21 protein-coding genes are annotated in these 18,476 nt (G+C 71.7%); 9 read left to right on the forward strand and 12 right to left on the reverse strand.

Going from position 1 to position 18,476, the window contains the following annotated elements:
• Positions 1-1,257 (reverse strand): ABC transporter substrate-binding protein, encoded by a 1,257-nt coding sequence (locus ACWEVP_RS37065; protein ID WP_452067232.1) that lies wholly within the window; start codon positions 1,255-1,257, stop codon positions 1-3.
• A 9-nt stretch (positions 1,258-1,266) separates the two neighbouring features.
• Positions 1,267-1,845, reverse strand: a complete 579-nt coding sequence (locus ACWEVP_RS37070) for a response regulator transcription factor (protein WP_452067233.1) — start codon at positions 1,843-1,845, stop codon at positions 1,267-1,269.
• A 149-nt stretch (positions 1,846-1,994) separates the two neighbouring features.
• Here ACWEVP_RS37070 and ACWEVP_RS37075 point away from each other — a divergent pair, with 149 nt between their 5' ends.
• Genes ACWEVP_RS37075 through ACWEVP_RS37085 form a run of 3 tightly spaced genes read left to right on the forward strand, consistent with a single transcriptional unit; the run spans position 1,995 to position 4,493 of the window.
• A complete protein-coding gene (locus tag ACWEVP_RS37075) occupies positions 1,995-3,170 on the forward strand; it encodes a glycoside hydrolase family 3 N-terminal domain-containing protein (protein WP_452067234.1) in 1,176 nt (391 codons plus the stop codon).
• A gap of 46 nt (positions 3,171-3,216) precedes the next feature.
• Positions 3,217-4,086, forward strand: coding sequence for an oxidoreductase (locus tag ACWEVP_RS37080; RefSeq protein WP_452067235.1), 870 nt, complete (start codon positions 3,217-3,219; stop codon positions 4,084-4,086).
• Entirely contained in the window at positions 4,086-4,493 is a 408-nt protein-coding gene (locus ACWEVP_RS37085) for a hypothetical protein (protein WP_452067236.1), read from the forward strand. The genes ACWEVP_RS37080 and ACWEVP_RS37085 overlap by 1 nt, the downstream gene beginning before the upstream one ends.
• Here ACWEVP_RS37085 and ACWEVP_RS37090 read toward each other — a convergent pair.
• Positions 4,471-5,775 carry an MFS transporter gene (locus tag ACWEVP_RS37090; protein WP_452067237.1) on the reverse strand — a complete coding sequence of 435 codons (1,305 nt, stop codon included), beginning with the start codon at positions 5,773-5,775 and terminating at the stop codon, positions 4,471-4,473. The genes ACWEVP_RS37085 and ACWEVP_RS37090 overlap by 23 nt on opposite strands.
• A gap of 110 nt (positions 5,776-5,885) precedes the next feature.
• Between ACWEVP_RS37090 and ACWEVP_RS37095 the strand changes: the two genes are divergently transcribed.
• Positions 5,886-6,836, forward strand: coding sequence for an Lrp/AsnC family transcriptional regulator (locus tag ACWEVP_RS37095; RefSeq protein ID WP_452067238.1), 951 nt, complete (start codon positions 5,886-5,888; stop codon positions 6,834-6,836).
• A gap of 6 nt (positions 6,837-6,842) precedes the next feature.
• Here ACWEVP_RS37095 and ACWEVP_RS37100 read toward each other — a convergent pair whose 3' ends face one another.
• On the reverse strand, positions 6,843-7,091 hold the full coding sequence (locus tag ACWEVP_RS37100; RefSeq protein WP_452067239.1) for a hypothetical protein: 249 nt from the start codon (positions 7,089-7,091) through the stop codon (positions 6,843-6,845).
• Between the two features lie 318 nt (positions 7,092-7,409).
• Between ACWEVP_RS37100 and ACWEVP_RS37105 the strand changes: the two genes are divergently transcribed.
• Both ACWEVP_RS37105 and ACWEVP_RS37110 read left to right on the forward strand, forming a co-directional pair.
• A complete protein-coding gene (locus tag ACWEVP_RS37105; protein WP_452067240.1) occupies positions 7,410-7,586 on the forward strand; it encodes a zf-HC2 domain-containing protein in 177 nt (58 codons plus the stop codon).
• Between the two features lie 277 nt (positions 7,587-7,863).
• Positions 7,864-8,880, forward strand: a complete 1,017-nt coding sequence (locus ACWEVP_RS37110; RefSeq protein ID WP_452067385.1) for a glycoside hydrolase family 19 protein — start codon at positions 7,864-7,866, stop codon at positions 8,878-8,880.
• Here the strand turns inward: ACWEVP_RS37110 and ACWEVP_RS37115 are convergent.
• From ACWEVP_RS37115 to ACWEVP_RS37135, 5 genes are all read right to left on the reverse strand, one after another.
• Positions 8,871-9,632 carry a thioesterase II family protein gene (locus tag ACWEVP_RS37115; RefSeq protein ID WP_452067241.1) on the reverse strand — a complete coding sequence of 254 codons (762 nt, stop codon included), beginning with the start codon at positions 9,630-9,632 and terminating at the stop codon, positions 8,871-8,873. The two genes, ACWEVP_RS37110 and ACWEVP_RS37115, sit on opposite strands and share 10 nt — an antisense overlap.
• A 110-nt stretch (positions 9,633-9,742) precedes the next feature.
• Entirely contained in the window at positions 9,743-10,573 is an 831-nt protein-coding gene (locus tag ACWEVP_RS37120; RefSeq protein WP_452067242.1) for a dioxygenase family protein, read from the reverse strand.
• Between the two features lie 79 nt (positions 10,574-10,652).
• The gene (locus tag ACWEVP_RS37125) at positions 10,653-11,534 is read right to left on the reverse strand and encodes an AraC family transcriptional regulator (RefSeq protein ID WP_452067243.1); all 882 of its coding nucleotides are present in this window, start codon (positions 11,532-11,534) and stop codon (positions 10,653-10,655) included.
• Positions 11,535-11,668: 134 nt separating this feature from the next.
• Entirely contained in the window at positions 11,669-12,829 is a 1,161-nt protein-coding gene (locus ACWEVP_RS37130) for a thioester domain-containing protein (protein ID WP_452067244.1), read from the reverse strand.
• A gap of 201 nt (positions 12,830-13,030) precedes the next feature.
• On the reverse strand, positions 13,031-13,642 hold the full coding sequence (locus ACWEVP_RS37135; RefSeq protein WP_452067245.1) for a TetR/AcrR family transcriptional regulator: 612 nt from the start codon (positions 13,640-13,642) through the stop codon (positions 13,031-13,033).
• A 62-nt stretch (positions 13,643-13,704) separates the two neighbouring features.
• Here ACWEVP_RS37135 and ACWEVP_RS37140 point away from each other — a divergent pair, with 62 nt between their 5' ends.
• On the forward strand, positions 13,705-14,907 hold the full coding sequence (locus ACWEVP_RS37140) for a cytochrome P450 (RefSeq protein ID WP_452067246.1): 1,203 nt from the start codon (positions 13,705-13,707) through the stop codon (positions 14,905-14,907).
• A 289-nt stretch (positions 14,908-15,196) separates the two neighbouring features.
• Here ACWEVP_RS37140 and ACWEVP_RS37145 read toward each other — a convergent pair whose 3' ends face one another.
• The 3 genes from ACWEVP_RS37145 to ACWEVP_RS37155 form a co-directional block, all read right to left on the reverse strand.
• A complete protein-coding gene (locus ACWEVP_RS37145) occupies positions 15,197-15,658 on the reverse strand; it encodes a peroxiredoxin family protein (RefSeq protein ID WP_452067247.1) in 462 nt (153 codons plus the stop codon).
• Positions 15,659-15,691: 33 nt separating this feature from the next.
• Complete coding sequence (locus ACWEVP_RS37150) at positions 15,692-16,228, reverse strand: RNA polymerase sigma factor (RefSeq protein ID WP_452067248.1); 537 nt, start codon at positions 16,226-16,228, stop codon at positions 15,692-15,694.
• Between the two features lie 74 nt (positions 16,229-16,302).
• Positions 16,303-17,058, reverse strand: coding sequence for a PIG-L deacetylase family protein (locus ACWEVP_RS37155; RefSeq protein WP_452067249.1), 756 nt, complete (start codon positions 17,056-17,058; stop codon positions 16,303-16,305).
• Positions 17,059-17,116: 58 nt separating this feature from the next.
• On the opposite strand from ACWEVP_RS37155, the gene ACWEVP_RS37160 reads away from it, so the two are divergent.
• Both ACWEVP_RS37160 and ACWEVP_RS37165 read left to right on the forward strand, forming a co-directional pair.
• Positions 17,117-17,974 (forward strand): SDR family NAD(P)-dependent oxidoreductase, encoded by an 858-nt coding sequence (locus ACWEVP_RS37160; protein WP_452067250.1) that lies wholly within the window; start codon positions 17,117-17,119, stop codon positions 17,972-17,974.
• Between the two features lie 10 nt (positions 17,975-17,984).
• Positions 17,985-18,464 carry a MerR family transcriptional regulator gene (locus tag ACWEVP_RS37165; protein ID WP_452067251.1) on the forward strand — a complete coding sequence of 160 codons (480 nt, stop codon included), beginning with the start codon at positions 17,985-17,987 and terminating at the stop codon, positions 18,462-18,464.
• Positions 18,465-18,476 lie beyond the last annotated feature (12 nt).

The raw sequence follows: 18,476 nt of genomic DNA on the forward strand, positions 1-18,476 counted from the left end.
CTACTTCAGCGCGGCCAGCGCCTGCTGGACGGCTTCGGCCCAGGCTTGGTCGACGCCGTCGGTCTTGTCTTCGATCCGCCCGAGCGCACGGCCGAACTCGGGCCGGACGTCGGCGTCACGCAGACCGCGGTAGTTGGGCCGCAGCTGATCGGCCGACGCGGCGAAGATCCGCCCGGTCGGCGCGTCCCCGAAGTACGGGTCGGTGTGCGCGACGACCTGCGGGTCCGTGTACACCGACGGCTCGCTGGGCAGGATCCCGTCGGAGAGGAAGAGCTTCTTCTGCTGCTCCGGCGCGGTCAGCCACTTCGCGAGTTCGTACGCCTCCTTCGGGTGCGCGCTCTGCTTCGGCACGGTGAGGAACGACCCGCCCTGGTTGCCGCTCTTGCCCGGCACGGTCGTGACGTCCCACTTGCCCTTGTTCGCGTCGCCGCCGGCCTCCTTGATCTGGCTGAGCATCCACGCCGGGCAGGCGACGGTCGCGAACGAACCCTGCTTGATCGCCACGTTCCAGGCCTGCGTGAACGTCGTCGCGGCCGCCGTCTGCCCCTTCGCGGCGATGCCGCCGGAGAGGTAGAAAGCGGCGCGGACACTGGGGTTCCGGTCGCCGATGAAGGAGTCGTCGGCGGCGGAGAAGTAGTTCTCGGGCGACTGGTTGAGCATCGCCGTGTAGACGGTCCCGGCGGAGTCGGCGAACTTCACGCCCGGCGTCTTCTCGGTGAACCGCTGGGCGGCGGCCGCGTAGGCGTCCCAGTCCGGCATCAGCTTGGCGACTTCGTCGCGGTCGGTCGGCAGGCCCGCGGCCTGGAAGAGGTCCCGCCGGTAGCAGAGGGCGAGGCTGCCCATGTCGGTGCCGAGGCCGAGGACGAACGCGCCGTCGGTGCCCTGCGCCCACTTCCACGGCGCCCACTGCTTTTCCAGGTCCCGCGCGCCGAAGGAGGCGAGGTCGGTGAACTTGTCCTTCGCCTTGCGGTACTGCGGGATGTACTGCTCTTCGATCGCGACGACGTCGGCCGCGCCACGGCCGGTCGCGAGCTGCGTCGCGAGGCCCTTGTGGTGGGTGTCGAAGTCGGTGACGCGGTTCTGGACCGTGATGTCCGGGTGCAGCTTCTGGTACTCGGCGATCAGGGGCGCGTAGCCGAACTCGCCGAAGGTGGCGATGGTGAGCTTCGTCGGGCCGCCCGCGTCACTCGGGCTGCAGGCGGCGAGCGGGATCAACGCGGCGACCGCGACGGCGGTCCGGCGGACGATCGTGCGCAACGGCCTTCCTCAGATCACACCGGCCCGCACGGCGTAGGCGACCGCGTGCGGCCGGTTGCGCAGGTTGAGCCGGTTGGTCATGGCGTAGATGACGTTCTTCACGGTCCGCTCGGAGTAGCAGAGCTTGCCCGCGATCTCCGCAGTGTCCCAGCCTTCGGCCATCAGGCGAAGCACATCCACCTCGCGCGGCGTCAGCGCCGCCCCGGCACCTTCGTGGGCCAGGGCCTCGACCTGGTCGCGCAGCGGCGCCGTCCGGCCCCGCGCGGCGGCGAGCACGCTCGAGGTGAGCCGGTCGAGCGCGGTCCGCGGCAGCACGACGGAGACGTGGCACTCGGCCAGCAGGCCCAGGTGCCCGGGGTCGACGTGCCCGGCGACCAGCACGATCGCGGCCGGCGACTCGGCGGAGGCGCCCCGCAGCGCGTTGATCACCTCGCGGTCGACCTGCCCGACGGCGAACACGAGCACCGACGCCTCGGCGCGGCGGGCGCGCGAGACGACCAGCAGCTCCGGCCGTGACTTCAGGTGGTTGATCAGCCCCGTGAGCGCGATCGGATCCGACGCCCACGCCGCCACCCGCACCTGGTCCATCGAACCCCTCCCCACTGTCCGTGTCCTTGCGGTGCCAGTCTGCTGAGGCCGCCTTCACGAATTCTCTAACCTTCCTCACCCGCTTCTTCACATCGTGAAGCCGGGCCGTCGACTACGGTCGTGGGGCACGCAGACGTCTGAAGGGACCGATGAACCGCCGAAGTTTGGCCGCCGTGGGGGTGGCGTTGTGCTTGAGTTCCCTGGTCACCGGCTGCGGATCGGAGCCCGTCGCCGGGCTCGCCATCCCGCGATCGCCGGTCCCGCCGCCGCCGTCGTCGTCATCGGCTTCACGGACCGCCACCCCGGCCCCGACGTCGAGACTGGCCCGGCCCGGGGACTGCGCGGCGCTGGTGAACGGCCTCGACGTCCGCCGCCAGGTCGCGCAGCTGGTCGTCGTGGGCGTGTCCGGCGACAACCCGGGTGCCGCGGTGTCGCTGGTGCGCGACAACCAGGTGGGCGGGATCTTCATCGGCGGTAACGCAACAGCGTTGTTGAAAGATCGTTCCCTGGACGCCGTCCAGGGCGCGGCCCAGCTGCCGGTGGCGGTGTCGGTCGACGAAGAGGGCGGCCGCGTCCAGCGCATCGACGACCTCGACGGCGACATCCCGTCCGCCCGGCAGCTGGCCGCGACGAAGTCCCCCGCCGAGGTCCGCGCGCTGGCCGCCGACCGCGGCCGCCAGCTGCGCGCCCGCGGCGTGACGGTCGACTTCGCGCCGGACACCGACGTCACGGACGCCCCGGACGACGACGTCATCGGCGACCGGTCCTTCAGCCCCGACCCGAACCGCGTGAAGACCTACGCCGCGGCGTTCGCGGCCGGTCTGCGCGACGGCGGCGTCCAGCCGGTGCTCAAGCACTTCCCCGGCCACGGCCACGGCTCGGGCGACTCGCACAAGGGCACGGTCGTGACACCGCCGCTCGCGCAGCTGCGGGCCGTCGACCTGGTGCCCTACCGCGGCATCGCGGACTACGGTCCGGTCGCGGTCATGGTCGGCCACCTCGACGTGCCCGACCTGACCGGCGGCGTCCCGGCGTCGATCTCGCCGGCGGCCTACCGGCTGCTGCGGACCGAGTTCGGCTTCACCGGCCTCGTCGTGACCGACGACCTCGGCGCGATGAAGGCGATCACGGCGCAGTACCCGCTGCCCGACGCCGTGCTGAAGGCACTGCAGGCCGGGGCTGACGAGGCGCTGTGGTCGTCCGGCGGCCGGGTCAACGAGGTGCTGGACCGGCTGGTCAAGGCCGTGCAGACCGGGGAGCTGCCGAAGGAGCGCGTGCAGGAGTCGGTGACGCGGGTGCTGCGCGGCAAGGGCGCGTGCGGCTGATCATCCCTAGACTCCTCGGCGGAACGCCACCTACCTGAGGAGCGGAATGGCAAACCTGGGCGGCACTTTCAGCCTCGGCGGCGAAGTCCCGGTGACCCGGATGGGGTACGGGGCGATGCAGCTGGCCGGCCCCGGTGTCTGGGGACCGCCGCGCGACCACGACACCGCGGTCGCCGTGCTGCGCGAAGCCGTCGAAAGCGGCGTCAACCACATCGACACCAGCGACTACTACGGGCCGCACACCGTGAACGCGGTGATCAAGGAGGCGCTCCACCCGTACCCGGAGCCGCTGACGATCGTGACGAAGGTCGGCGCGCGGCGGACGCCCGACAAGGCGTGGCCGCCCGCGTTGTCGGCCGGCGAGCTGACGCAGGCCGTGCACGACAACCTCCGGAACCTCGGCGTCGAGGCCATCGACGTGGTGAACCTGCGCCTGGGCGACGACACCGGCGGCTACCCGGTGCGGATGTCGCTCGCCGAGCCCTTCGGCGTGCTCGCCGAGCTGCGGCAGCAGGGGCTGATCAAGCACCTCGGCGTCAGCCACGTCACCGCGGAGCAGCTCGACGAGGCCAAGGCGATCGCGCCGGTCGTCTGCGTGCAGAACCAGTACAACCTGGCGCACCGCGAGAACGACGACCTCGTCGACAAGTGCGCCGCCGAGGGCATCGCGTTCGTGCCGTACTTCCCGCTCGGCGGCTTCAGCCCGCTGCAGTCGGGCATCCTCGACGACTGCGCCGCCAAGGTCGGCGCGACGCCGATGCAGGTCGCGCTCGCGTGGCTGCTGCAGCGGTCGCCGTCGATGCTGCTCATCCCCGGGACGTCGTCGCTCGAGCACCTGCGCGAGAACCTCGCCGCGGCTTCGCTCGAGCTGCCCGCGGACGTGCTGGCCGACCTCGACCGGATCGGGGCCGCCTGATGGCCGAGTGGGGCGACCTGGTCGCGTACATCAGGCAGGCGTACCGGGTCGTTCGCGACGAGCCGGACGAGATCCGCATCCGGCTGATCTTCGGCGACGAGCCCGACACCGAGCAGCGCGCCCAGATCATGGTGATCGCCCGCGAGATCCTCGACCAGCGCGAGGACTGGGTCCAGATCGCGACGCCGTTCGCCCGCCACGACGAGGTCGACCTCCTCGACGTGCTGACCGAGGTCGGCAACTCGACCGTCGTGGGCGGGCTCGCGGTGATGGGTGACCACCTCGTGCTGCGCCACTCGCTGCCGCTGATCAACCTCGACATCAACGAGTTCATCGACCCCCTCGAACTGGTGGCGGGCGCGGCGGAGCTGCTGGAGCAGCAGTTCACCGGCCGCGACGACTACTGAGCGGGATCACCGCGATGGCGGCGGCCACGGTCAGCACGGCAGCGACGCCGTACGCCGTGGCCGCCGTGCCGCTGCCGAGGTAGAGCCCGCCCAGCAGCGCGACCCCGAGGGTCCCGCCGAGCTGTTGCACGGCATTGAGCAGCCCGGCGGCCGAACCCGTCTCGTGCGGCCGGACGCGGTCCAGCGCGGCGCTGAAGAACGGGACCGTGAACGTCCCCATGCCCAGACCGCAGACCGCGAGCGCGCCGGGAACACCGCCCGTGGCGCCGAGGATCCCGGTCAGCAGCAGGGCCAGTCCGGCGAACATCACGCGCGCGCCGAACCTCGGCACCAGCCGGCTGCCCGCGAACCACGACGCCACCGCGAGCCCGGCCGAGAGCGGCAACAGCGTCAGACCCGCAGTGCGGACGTCGGCACCTTCGCCGAGCTGGAGCTGCATCGGCACGACCTGCATCAGCCCGGTCATCGTCGCGAAGAACAGCAGCGACCCGGCCAGCGCCGACGGGAACCCGCGGTTGGCGAACAGGCTCGGCTCGACCAGCGGCGCGGACGTGCGGCGCTGGTGGAACCCGAACCCGGCGAGCACGGCGACGCCGGCGGCGAGCAGCCACCAGTTCGCCGCGCCCGGGCTGATCAGCGCGTACCCGACGAGTCCGGTCCCGATGACGACGAGCAGCGTCCCGGCGACGTCGAGCTTCGGGCGCGTCACGGCCTTGTCCTCGCGCAGGAACCGTGCGGCGAGCAGGACCGCCAGGCCGAGCGGGACGTTGACCAGGAAGGCGGCGCGCCACGACACGGCGTGCGTCAGCAGCCCGCCGAGCAGCGGCCCGGTGACCGCGGACAGGCCCATCACCGGACCGATGGTCCCGAGTGCCTTCGCGCGCTCGTCGCCCTCGAACAGTGCGCGGACGAGCCCGATGGTCTGCGGGATGACGAGCGCCGCGGCCGCGCCTTGCACCGCTCTGGCCATGATGAGGAGACCGGCGGCCGGCGCGGCCGCGCAGACCAGCGACGCGAGCACGAAGCCCGTCACGCCGGCCTTGAACGTCTTCGCCCGGCCGAAGACGTCCCCGAGCCGGCCGCCGGTGATCAGGAAGACCGCGAACGGCAGCGTGTAGGCCGCGGAGAACCACGGGATGTCAGCGGCCGGGCCCGGCAGCTCGGCGTGGATCACCGGGCCGGCGACCTGGACGATCGTCGCGTCGAGGAGGTTCATGGCTTCGGCCGTGAGCAGCACGGCCAGTGCGGCCCAGCGGTGCCGGTAGCGGGTGGTGGTCGGCAAGAGGTGCCCCCTTTCGTTCGCCACCGACCATCGCCTCGACGTCGTCCGCGCTTCCACTTACCGGGGCAAGCCTGCTGATTTGTTCCACTCGGTGCGCTTTGATGAGGGATATGACCACGGCTCTGGACGACGTCGACCGCGCGCTGATCCACGCGCTGCACCTCGACGGCCGGGCGCCGTTCACGAAGATCGGTGAAGTCCTCGGCGTCTCGACGCAGACAGTGGCACGCCGCTATCGCCGGCTACGCGCCGAAGCGTCGCTTCGCGTCGTCGGGCTGCCGGACCCGCAACGCGCCGGGCAGGCCGAGTGGATGGTCCGGCTGACCGCGACGCCGAACACCGCGCGCGACGTCGCGCTCGCGCTGGCCCGGCGCGCCGACACGGCGTGGGTCAAGCTCGTCTCGGGCGGCACGGAGATCTGCGTGAACGTGCACACGCCGGCCGCGAGCGACCATTCGCTGCTGCTGCGGGACGTCCCGCGCTCCGCCAGCATCACCGCGGTGTCGGCGCACCAGCTGCTGCACCGCTACTTCGGCGGCCCGACCGCGTGGCTCGGGCGCGCGAACGCCCTCGACCCCGCGCAGGCCGCCGCGCTGACCCCAGCCGTATCGGGCGAGGGCAAGCCGCTGACCGGGGACGACGCCGCGCTGATGGCGGCGCTGCAGCGCGACGGCCGGGCGAGCCTGGCCGAGCTGGCGGCGGCCACCGGCTGGTCCGCGGCGACCGTCGCGCGCCGGCTGGCCGACCTCCAAGCGGGTGGCACGGTGTTCTTCGACCTGGAGGTCGACACCGCCGCGCTGGGCGCGACGACCCACGCGCTGCTCTGGATGTCGGTCGCGCCCGCGCACCTCGACGCCGTCGCCCGGGAGCTGGCCACGCACCCGGAACTGGCCCTCGTCGCGGCGACGACCGGGCCGGCCAACCTGGTCGCGCACGCGCTCTGCCCGGACGCGGCCGGGCTGCACCACTACCTGACGCGCCGGCTGGGTGCGCTCGACGCCGTCCACACGCTGGAGACGGCGCCGGTGCTCCGCACCCTCAAGGCCGCCGCGTCCCGCTGACGCCGGTCAGCGCGCCTGCGGGATCCGCACCCGGGTGGCCGGGGCCACCTCCAGGATCCGCTGCAAACGGGCCCGCCCCAGCCGGTGGAGCATCTCCCCGAGCTCCTCCGACGCGATGCTGCCTTCGAGGTCGAGCCGCGTCAGCTTGACGACGCGGTCGATCTCCCCGGCGGGAAGCCGCCCCCCGAACTCCCCGGCCAGCCACACCCCGACCTCGTCCACGACGTCGTCCGCCCGGTGGCTCCGTACGGTCATCGCTCGCTCTCCTCGTTTCGGATCGCCTTCGCCCAGGTCGAAGCCGGAAAATTCCGGTCCGACGCAGAACCGACGGGCCCGCCGCCGGGCCATGACGCGGATTCGCGGAAATTCGGGGCACAAAAGCTTTCCGTGTCCGGACCGGTGAGTACCGTGACGGACCACCGTCACTCACATGGGCTGTTAGCCGCCGCAAGTTGTCGGCCGATCGGGTGGAAAACGGCGGAAGGTCGCCGGTGCCGCGTACGGGCCAGGACTCTGGAGACGTCCGGTAGTGCGGGCGTTCCCTTGCGGGACGCGGAAACGGAGACGCGATCCATGGCCCGGTACGACCGGACCGACCTCGGGGCGTACAGCCTGGGGTTGCTCGAGGCCGCCGACGCGGCGCGGGTCGAGCGGCACCTCGCCGCGTGCCCGGACTGCCGCCAGGAGGTCCGGGAGTTCGAAGCCGTCCGCTCGATGCTCGACCACCTGGGCCGCCTCGAGTCCACATAGGACTGATCACGCCCGGTCCGGCCGGCACGGGCGGCCACGCGCGGTTCAACTCCGGAGTCGTTCGCGCACACCCGTTGCCCGACCCGCCAGAATCCTTGACTGGACTAGACCAATCTGTTCTAGTGACCGGTGTCACCCTCGTCTCGGCCGGATGAGCACACCCCCTCCGACACCGGGCGCCCCCGCGCCCGGACTCCGTCGTGGCCGAAGGAGTGAGCCAGTCTTGAGAAGACGTCTTGCCGCGATCCTCTCCGCATTCGCCGCCGCCGCCGGGCTCGTGCTCGGCGTGCCCGCCGCCACCGGCCAGGCCCCGCAGGCCGCGGCCGCCGCCTGCACCGCGCCCAACTGGGTCGCCGGCCAGTGGTACGACGTGGGCGCCGTCGTGCGCTACACCAACGGCGGCTACTACCGCGCCAAGAACGCCAACCCGGGCTACGACCCGATCATCAGCACCTGGTACTGGGAGCCCTACAGCTGCGACGGCGGCGGCGGGACCACCTGCAGCTACCCGAACTGGGTCGCCGGGCAGTGGTACGACGTCGGCGCGATCGTGCGCTACACCAACGGCGGCTACTACCGCGCCAAGAACGCCAACCCGGGCTACGACCCCGTCATCAGCACCTGGTATTGGGAGCCCTACAGCTGCGGCGGCGGCACGGACCCGGGCAACCCCGGCGCGTTCGTCGTCAGCGAAGCCCAGTTCAACCAGATCTTCCCCGGCCGCAACTCCTTCTACACCTACAGCGGCCTCACCGCGGCACTGTCGGCCTACCCCGGCTTCGCGAACACCGGCAGCGACACGGTGAAGAAGCAGGAAGCCGCCGCGTTCCTCGCGAACGTCGACCACGAAACCGGCGGCCTCGTCTACATCGTCGAGCAGAACACGGCGAACTACCCGCACTACTGCGACTGGAACCAGCCCTACGGCTGCCCCGCCGGCCAGTCCGCCTACTACGGCCGCGGGCCGATCCAGCTGAGCTGGAACTTCAACTACAAGGCGGCGGGTGACGCACTGGGCATCGACCTGCTCGGCAACCCCTGGCAGGTCGAGCAGAACGCGGCCGTCGCGTGGAAGACCGGCCTCTGGTACTGGAACACCCAGAGCGGCCCGGGCACCATGACCCCGCACAACGCCATGGTGAACGGCGCCGGCTTCGGCGAGACCATCCGCAGCATCAACGGCTCGATCGAGTGCAACGGCGGCAACCCCGCCCAGGTCCAGAGCCGCGTCGACAAGTACCGCCAGATCACGTCCGTCCTGGGCGTCGACCCGGGCGCGAACCTCTACTGCTGACCCGACGCGAGCGGCTCGCCCGTCCACCGGGTGAGCCGCTCGCGGAGCAGGCCGCTCACCGCCGTGAGCTGGTCGTTCAGGTAGAAGTGCCCACCTTCGAACGTGGTCAGCTCGAACGCGCCGGACGTGAACGCCGCCCACCGCCGCGCTTCCTCGTCCGTGACCTTCGGGTCGCGGTCGCCGACGAGCGCGACGATCGGGCAGTCCACGTCGGGCCCCGGCCGGTAGTGGTGGGCCGACGTGGCCCGGTAGTCGTTGCGCAGCACCGGCAGCATCGCGCGGACGAGCTGGGCGTGCTCGAGCACCTGGCCGTCGGTGCCGCCCAGCCGCACGAGTTCGGCGAGCAGTTCGTCGTCGCTCCGCTCCGGGAGCGGGCCCGCCGGTTCCGGCGACGGCGGCCGGCGCCCGGACAGGAACAGGCCCGACAGCCGGGGCCCGGGCCGCCGCGCGACCTCGAACGCCAGGGTCGCGCCCATGCTGTGCCCGAAGAACGCCACCGGCGCGGCGACCCCGGCGGTGAGCACCGCGGCCAGCCGGTCGGCAAGCACGAACAGGTCGTCCACCAGCGGTTCGGCGTGGCGGTCCTGCCGGCCCGGGTACTGCACGGCCAGCACGTCGACCGCGGGGGCCAGCGCGGCCGACAGTGCGTGGAAGTAGCTCGCCGCCCCGCCGGCGTGCGGGAAGCACACGAGCCTCGGCGCGCCGGGCGCCGCCGGGTGGAAGCGCCGCAGCCACGGTCGCGAATCCGTCATGCCGCCACTGTCGCAGGGCGGCCGGCGCCGGCGCGACGCCAATCGTGCGGAAGCCGGGCGGGTCCCGGGGTGCAGACCGGGACCCGCCCGTTCCCTCCCTCCTCAGCGGGTCACCCGGCCCGCCACAGCGCGGGGACGGCCGGGGGTTCCCAGCCCGGCTGGGCCGTGTGCCCCTGCAAGCACACGTAGCCCTGGCCGCCGTAGGTGACCCGGGCACCGGCCGCGTAGGTGGTGCCCGCCGCCCAGGTGGTGCCCCCGGGCGGGGTGGAGGTCGGCGGGTTCGACGTCGGGGGGTTCGACGTCGACGTCGGCGTCTGCGGGACGTTCAGCACGAAGTCGAAGGCGCCTTCCTTCGCGGAGCCGTTGTCCCGCACGGTCATCAGCAGCCGCGCGTCGAAGATGGTGTCGGTGTTGTTGCGCGGCTCGCCGGGGAAGTAGAGCTGGGTGGTCAGGATCGGCCGGCCGGGCGCCTGGACCTTGACGTGGATGTGCCGGGTTCGGCCGGGGTAGAGGCCGGGCACGATCGTCGAAAGCCGGAACGCGCCCTGGGCGTCGGTGTACTGGTGGCCGCGGAAGGTGTAGCCGGTGTTGTCGTACGCGCCGTTGACGTCCGCCTGCCAGAAGTCCAGCAGCACGCGGCTGATCGGCAGGCAGGCGCGCCCGAAGACGTAGCCCGACACGGTGAGGCGCGTGCCCGGGGTGCCGGGCGGGGCCAGGTCGGTCCGTTCGGGCGAGTTCGGCTTGAAGTAGGGGCCTTCGGTCTGCTCGATCGTCGGCTCGTCGCCGTCGTGGCACGCCGGCGTCAGTTCCGGGACCTGGCCGCCGGCGACGGTGGTGCGGGCGAGCGCCGGGCCGCCGATCAGCGCGACCGGCGCGGCGACGCCCGCCGCCAGCGCGGCGCGCAGCACCGTCTTGCGGCTGAGCTTGCTGTCTTCGTCCATGCCTTGCTCCTCGTGGGGGCGTCGGGGATCCCCTCGAACGTAGGCAGCGCACCGGGTGGGCGACGATGGACTGGACCGGTCAGTCGTGGTGATTTCCGGCGCCGCGCCGGAAGTCGCCGGGGCTCAGCCCGGTTTCGCGGCGGAAGAAGCGGCAGAAGTAGGCCGGGTCGGCGAACCCGACGCGGCTCGCGACCTGCCGCACGGTGAGGTCCGTGCGGAGCAGGAACCGCTGCGCCTCCCGGGTCCGCGCCTCGCGCAGCAGCTGCGCGGCGGTCCGGCCGGTCGCGGCCTTCACGGCCTCGGTGAGGTGGCCCGGGGTGACGCCGATGCGTTCGGCGTGCGCCGACACCGACCACAGCCCGAGGTCGGGCCGGCCGGCGAGCCGGGTGAACTCCGCGGCCACCGCCCCGGCGGGCTTGGGCGCGGGCGTCCCCAGGAAGCGGCCGGCGCGCGCGACCAGGACGTGCAGCAGGGCCCGGAGCACCGATTCTTCGCCGTGGCGCCGTTCCTCGACGAGGTCGGCGATCAGCCGCGTGACGACGGCGTCGGCGTGCGCGTCCAGCCGCGTCCACGGCTGCTCGCTCAGCCGCCGCAGCAGCTCGCGGTCGGCAGGGTGGTCGAGGAGGAAGTCGTCGGTGAACAGCACGAGGTGGCCGGTCAGGCCGCGCACGCCCGCCCACTGGTGCACCTGCCCCGGCGCGATGACGCCGAAGTGCGGCGGCCGCAGCGGGCGGCGCGCCAGGTCGACGACGTGCGCGCCGGTACCGCCGGTGACGTGGACGAGCTCGTGGAAGGTGTGCCGGTGCGGGAACTCCGCGCGCGAGAGCGGCCCGATCTCGTCGAACGTGCCCACGGCGAACGGCGGCGCGTGCGGGGCGGGCACCTCCAGCCGGTGCATCGGCAGCTCCCCCGCCCGCGGTGCCCGGCAAGGCGTCCCCGGCGGAACGGTCGTCCCACGCATGCGGAAAAGTCTAGACCAATTACCAGGCGATTCGCCCGGTTTGCCCCGATGATCGCAATCCGATGGTCGGTTTCCGGACACGGAAAACGGGGCCGGTCCACAGTGGACCGACCCCGTTCGTCGAGCTTGCTCGCCTACGCGCGGCTGCGCCGGCGGTTCACCAGCAGCATCAGCGCGCCGCCACCGAGCAGCAGGCCGCCCACGGTGAACGGAACCGCGGCGTCGACACCGGTGTTGGCCAGTTCGCCGCCCCCGCCGTTCGAGCCGGCCGGGGTGCTCGGCGCGGTGGTCGGGGCAGCGGCCTCGGTCCAGCTGGCGGCCGCGTTCGCGGTCACCTCGGTCTTCTCCGAGTCGGCGACGATCAGCGACTGCGCCGGCTTCTGCGCGTAGTTCTCGGCGACGAACAGGCGGCCGGTGTCCAGCTCGCCGGTGGCCTTGAGCGTGAAGCCGCCCTTGCCCGGCTTCGTGCCCGCCGGGACGTCGACGTACAGCTTGCTGCCGTCCTTGACGTCGGAGTTCTTCAGCTCCTTGCCGTCGGCGTCGGTGATCTTGACGCCCTCGGGCAGCTGGCTGGTCAGCGAGGTGATGTCCCCGCTGGTGGCGACGCTGAACGGGCCGATCTTGCCGCCGGCCGCGCCTTCGGTCTTGTCCGCGGCGATGTTCAGGGTCGGCTTCGGCTGCTCGCCGATGCCCTTGTTCTGGTCACCGGTGAAGTAGGCGTAGAGCGCGGCGACGTCGGCGTTGGCGCCGGCGTCCTTCTCCTCGGCCAGCGGCTTGGTGGCGTCGAGGTTCACGCCGTCGCTGAAGTGCCAGACGGCGGCCTGCGTCGCGGCGATGGCCTCGCGCTCGGAGATGCCGTCGTGGGTCTCGACGCCGGCCTTCTTCAGCGCCTTGCCCAGCGCGTCGAGGCCGGTGCCCGGGTAGCCGTTGTGCAGCACCCAGTTGATCTTGGTGTTGTTCTTCTCGAACGACGAGTTCTCCGCCGGGTATTTGCTCCACGGACGCTCGACCATGTCGACGTCGGTGCGCAGGCCGACGGTGATCTGCACGCAGTAGAGCTTCAGCGTGCTGCCGTTGGACAGCTTCATCTCGAACAGCTCGGCGATGTAGTCGCCGCCCCGGCCGAGGTTGAGCCGGTAGCCGACGGTGGCCTTGGCGTTGCCGTGCTCGTCGGCGACGACGCGGCCACGAGCGGCACCGTCATCGGCGAGGGCGGCGGGCGAGCCGATCATGACAGCGGCGGCCGCGGCGAGAGCCGCGATCCCGCCACGAACGAGAGTGGACCTGACCTGCATAAATCTCCTATCCGAGCCCGAACCACGACGTAAGCAGCCATCCACCCCCGCAGGCGGCCACTGATTCGGGTGAGTGATCACCCGGTCAAGCGAGACCGGAGCCTACACGGACCTCACAAGTGCTACGCAGGGTGTCCCTGTTATCTCGAATGGGTCAGAATCCCGAAGAAAACGGCGCCCGGGAAAGCCGCAGGCCACGATTCACGTGACGGCGGGACGCAATCCCGAAGCCATCCTCCCGATGACCGCCGCGTACTCCGATTTGAGCCGCGCTTTGTCCGAATCGGCCGCCTCGGCCAGCGCCATCCCGGCCGTGCCGACCATGCCGAACACCAGCCGCGTCGTGGTCTCCAGCGGCTGCTCGTCGATGTCGCCGCCGTCGACGAGCGCCTTGATCAGCTGCTCGACGAGGCCGTACGCGTACTGCTCCTCGGCGGCCTGCCAGCGCACCCAGCCGAGCGCGAGCGGCGCCTCCCGCCAGACGAGCTTGCCGTAGACGGGGTCGCAGCAGCGGTCGAGGAACGCGTCGAGGGCCGAGAACGCCGCCGACCACGGGTCAGCCGCGCGCGCCGCCGCGTTCGCCGACACTTCCAGCGCGCCCGTCTCGAGCTGTTCGAAGACCGCCTCGAACAACGCCTTCTTGCTGGCGAAGTGGTGGTAGATCGCGCCGCGCGTGGCCTGGATGTCGGCGGCGATGTCCTCCAGGGCCGTGCCGGCGAAGCCGTCCTCGGCGAACCGGCGGGTGGCCGCGGCCAGCAGCGCGGCCCGCGTGGCCTCGGAGTACTGCTCCCGCCGGCTCTTGAGGGTCGACATGCGCAAAGCATAGGACATACACTGCGTATGTCACCGACACGGTGTAGGTACGGGGGTACGCCATGACGAACACCGACGAGCTGCTGTTCAACCCGTTCGCGCCCGGGTTCTTCGAGAACCCGTACGAGCAGTACAAGCTGCTGCGCGACGAAGATCCGGTGCAGGACCACCCGCTGGGCTTCTGGTTCGTCTCGCGCTACGAAGACGTCTCGGCGCTGCTGCGGGCGGGGTTGTCGGTGGACGTCGCCAACCTGGCGGAATCGCCGTTCGAGTTCTTCGCCGCCGACGAGGAGGCGGGGGCGCTCAACCGGTCGATGCTCGACCGCGACCCGCCCGACCACACGCGCCTGCGGTCCCTGGTGACGAAGGTGTTCACCCGCCGCGCGGTCGCGGCCCTGGAGCCGAAGATCGCCGGCCTCGTCGACGCGGCGCTGGATCGCATGGCGGACAAGGAAACCTGCGACCTGGTCGAGGAGCTGGCGTTCCCGCTCCCGTTCGCGGTGATCTCCGAGATGCTGGGCATGCCCCCGACCGACCACTCCCGCATCCGCGAGCTGAGCGGCACCCTGGTCCGCTCCCTGGAAATCGTCGCGGACGAGGAAACGGCCCGCGCGATCGCGGCGGCGGACGCGGAGCTGACGGGCATCACCCGCGAGGTGATCGCCTGGAAGCGGGCCAACCCGGCGGACGACCTCTTGACGGCGCTGATCGCGGCCGAACACGACGGCCAGGTCCTGGACGGCGACGAGCTGGTGGCCCAGGTGGTGCTGTTGTACGTGGCGGGCCACGAAACCACGGTCAACCTGATCGCCAACGGCGTCAACGCATTGCTCCGCAACCCCGCGCAGCTGGCTTTGCTGGCCGACCAGCCCGAGCTGGCGGCCAACGCCGTCGAGGAATTCCTGCGGTACGACTCCCCGGTCCAGCAGACCCGCCGGGTCACGACGGCGCCGCACACGGTGGCGGGCCGCGAAATCCCGGCGGGGACGTTCGTGCTGGCGTGCTTGGGATCGGCGAACCGCGACGAAAGGTTCTTCGGCCCGGACGCCTCGGAGCTGCGCCTGGACCGGCCGGAGGCGCGGCACCAGGTGTCGTTCGGGGCGGGCCCGCACCATTGCCTGGGTGCGGCGCTGGCGCGGCTGGAGGGTCAGGTCGCGGTGAGCCGGCTGGTGCGGCGGTTCCCGGGGCTGGGCTTCGCGGGCGAGCTGGAGTGGAACGGCCGGATCAACCTCCGGGGGCCGGCGAAGTTCCCGGTCCACGTCTGACCGTCAGGCAGGTGAACACCCTGAGCCCGGCCCCTGCCCTGGCATCCGCGAACGAGTAGACGACGGCCAGGACGGTGCCGGTGAACGCCGTACCGAGCAGGAGCACCGACGCCAGGAGGTAGCTGCTGCCGGTCCGGAACGCGATCCTCCACCTGTTCCCACCCCGGAGCCAGCTTTCCCAGTGCAACGCGTTCGCGCCGTCGCCGCCACCGCCGCGGTCATCATCGAGTTCTGCGTGGTGCGGCTCTGGAGCTGCTCCATCCGCGCCGCGTTGTACTCGTGCATGAGCTCAGGCCGGGGTGCGGAGCGCCGCGATGGCCGCGGTGATGCCCTTCTTGTCGTAGCTGTTCGTGGGCAGCGTGGCGCCGTGGGCGTGGCGGATGACGCCTCGGTCGTCGATCAGGACGCTGCCGGACTGCTGCACCGACCCGAAGACCTTCCTGCTCAGGCCGACCATCTCGTGCGGGTTGTCGCGGCGGCCGGTGAGAACGGGGAACGGGATCCGGCGCTTGGCCTTCCACGAGGCCGCCTCTTCCCGGTCTTCGGGGACGACGATCAGGACGCGGACGCCGGCGGCCGCCCATTCGTCACCGCTGCCGACGAGGTCCTGGACGTGCCGGTTGCAGACCGGGCACGAGGTCGACCGCATGAAGTAGAGCAGCACGGCGCCCTGGTGATCGGCGATGCGGACGGTCTGCCCGGAGGTGTCTTCCAGCACCATCGCGGGCGCGGCCGAGCCGGGTTCGAGCATGGTGGACTTCCCTTCGAAACGGGGTTTTCGCGATCAGGCGGGAGGGTGCGCGACAAGCAGGCCGGCCCGGAGCGTGGTCCGCGCCCGGTGCAGGTGGGACTTCATCGCCGGCGTGCTCAGCCCGAGCGCTTCGGCGACCGCCCGGCCCGGATAACCCAGCACGTCGCGCATGATCAGCACGCGGCGCGTGACATCGGGCAAGGCCCGGATCAGCTCCGCGACCCGCTCGGCTTCCAGCCGCTTGAGGACTTCGTCCTCGGCGGACGCGACGAGGTCGGTGTCCAGGCCGTCGTGCTCGCGGTCGAGCGCCCGCCGCACGCGGCGCAGGCACTCGTTCCGCACGATCCGGAACATCCAGGACGCCAGCGCCGCCGACGCCCGCAAGGTGCCGATCTTGCGGTAGAGCACGATCAACGCCTCTTGCGCCGCGTCCTCGGCATCCTGCGGCGACGCGCAGAGGTGCTCGGCGAACCGGCGCACGTGCGGGTGAGCGTCCTGCACCACCGCGGTGAGCGACTCGAGGTCGCCGTCCTGCGCGGCTTTGATCAGCTGCTCACTCGTCCAGCCCACGTCCGCACCTCCCTTCCCGGCGTCTCCTGTCACTGCATAAGAGACGCCGGCAGCGCGAAAGGATTCACCCCGGTTCAGTCTTCGGCGGGCAGCTCCGGCGGAGCCTGCAGATCGCGGGCGCGGAACAGGACGGCGTGCTCGACGCCCATGGCCTTGCCGCTCATCGCGGCGAACTTCGGGATGAAGTCCGCGGGAGCGGGGTGATCGGGAAGCGCGGCCAGGTAGCCGCCGTGCGCCTCGAGCGAGGCGACGCCGCGCCGCAGCGGCTCACCGGTGACGTCGACGCCGTGGGTCGGATCCGTGACACCGGTGGTGAGGTACCAGCGCACGGAGTGCGGTTCGAGGCCCTCGTCGTCGATCTGTTCGGGAAAGACCCACCGGTTCCCGGCGTCCCGGACGGCATCGAGCGTCGCGAGCCCGGCGGCGCGGTGATCGGCCTGGTCGAAGCCATAGGGCGTCTCGACGGCGTACCCGGTGCCGTAGACGACGTCGGGCTTGAAGCGGCGGATCTCCCGGCAGATGTCCCGGCGCAGATCGAGGCCGTAGACGAGCACCCCATCCGGGTGTTCGAGAACGGTGAGGTGCTCGACACCCACGGCGGCACAGGCGGCCTGCTGCTCGGCGACCCGCAGTCGAGCGGTCTCCTCGGGCGGGTTCGGCATGCCGGCCTCGCCGCGGGTGAGCAGCAGGTAACCGACGTGGACACCACGCGAGGTCCACTTCGCGACGGCGGCGGAGGTGCCGTACTCCATGTCATCGGGGTGGGCGACCACGCAGAGAACGCGCTGGAAGGACTCGTCGGGCAGGGCAGGCAGGCTCATGGCGGCCATCTTCCCGCATCGAAGCGGGCTTGCGTTCGAGCGCGCTCGAAGCCATAGCGTCGCCACCATGACACAGACCTGGATCATCACCGGCGCGACCCGCGGCTTCGGCCGCGCACTGGCGGAGTCGGCACTCGCGGCGGGCGACAACGTCGTGACCGCGGTACGCCGGCCCGAAGGCGTGTTCGACCTGGCGGCCGAGTACCCGGACCGCTGCCTGGTCGTGGAGTTCGACGCGCGCGAGACCACCGCGGCCGCGGGCTTGGTGAAGGACACCATCGACCACTTCGGACAGCTCGACGTCCTGGTGAACAACGCGGGCCGCGCGGTGGTCGGGGCCGTCGAGGAAGTCAGCGACGCGCAGCTGCGTGAGCTGATGGACCTGCACCTGTTCGGCCCGGCCGCGCTCGTCCGCGCCGCCCTGCCCGGGATGCGCGAACGCGGGTCCGGGACGATCGTGCAGATGAGCAGCCAGGGCGGGCGGCAGTCGTTCCCCGGCGTGGCCGCCTATTCGGCGTCGAAGTTCGCCCTCGAAGGCTGGTCGGAGTCCCTCGCCGCCGAGGTCGCGCGGTTCGGGATCCGCGTGGTGCTCGTGGAGCCGAGCCGGTTCCGGACCGGGTTCAACGACGCCGCGGTGCTGGAGTTCGCGGAGCCGTCCGAGACCTACCGCGACGTGCTTTCCGCCGTCCGCGCCGACATGGCCGGCGCCGACGGTGCCCAGGAAGGCGACCCGGCGCGGGCCGCGGACATCATCGTCGGGCTGGTCCACGGCGACGACGTGCCGCTGCGGCTGCCGCTGGGCAGCGAGGCCGTCGAGCGGCTCACCCGGGCCTACCGGCGCGACCTCGAAGGCGTCGAGCGGTGGGCCGAGACCGCCCGCAGCGCCGACTTCACCGACGTCCCGCCGTCGGCACGGCCGATCTAGGCTGGACGGCATGGCCACGGACGAACTGATGGCCCGGGCGCTGGCGATGCTCGGCGACGACGAGCTGCCGGTCGAGGCGATCCACCGGCTCACCGGCGCCACCGCGGCGGACGGGCCGATGACGATCGCCGAGATGCTCGACCTCTCCCCGCACACTCTGCGCTACTACGAACGAGCCGGGCTGGTCGACGTCGGCCGCGACAGCAACGGATACCGCGTGTACGACGCCGCAGCGGTCCGGCGCCTGGTCTTCCTGACCCGGATGCGGCTGTCGGGGATGCCGATGCGCGACCTCCAGCACTACATAGCGCTCGTCGACGCCGGCGACGACACGGTGCCCGAGCGCCTCGACCTGCTCATCGAGCACCGCGACACGATCCGGCGCCGGATCCGCGAGCTGACACTGTCCCTCGCGGCGACCGAGTACAAGATCGCCACCTACGGGGGCGCGACCGGCCCGGACGTCACGGTGAGGCCGGAGCAGCCCTGAGCCGTCGGGGGA

Source organism: Amycolatopsis sp. NPDC003865 (assembly GCF_053605345.1).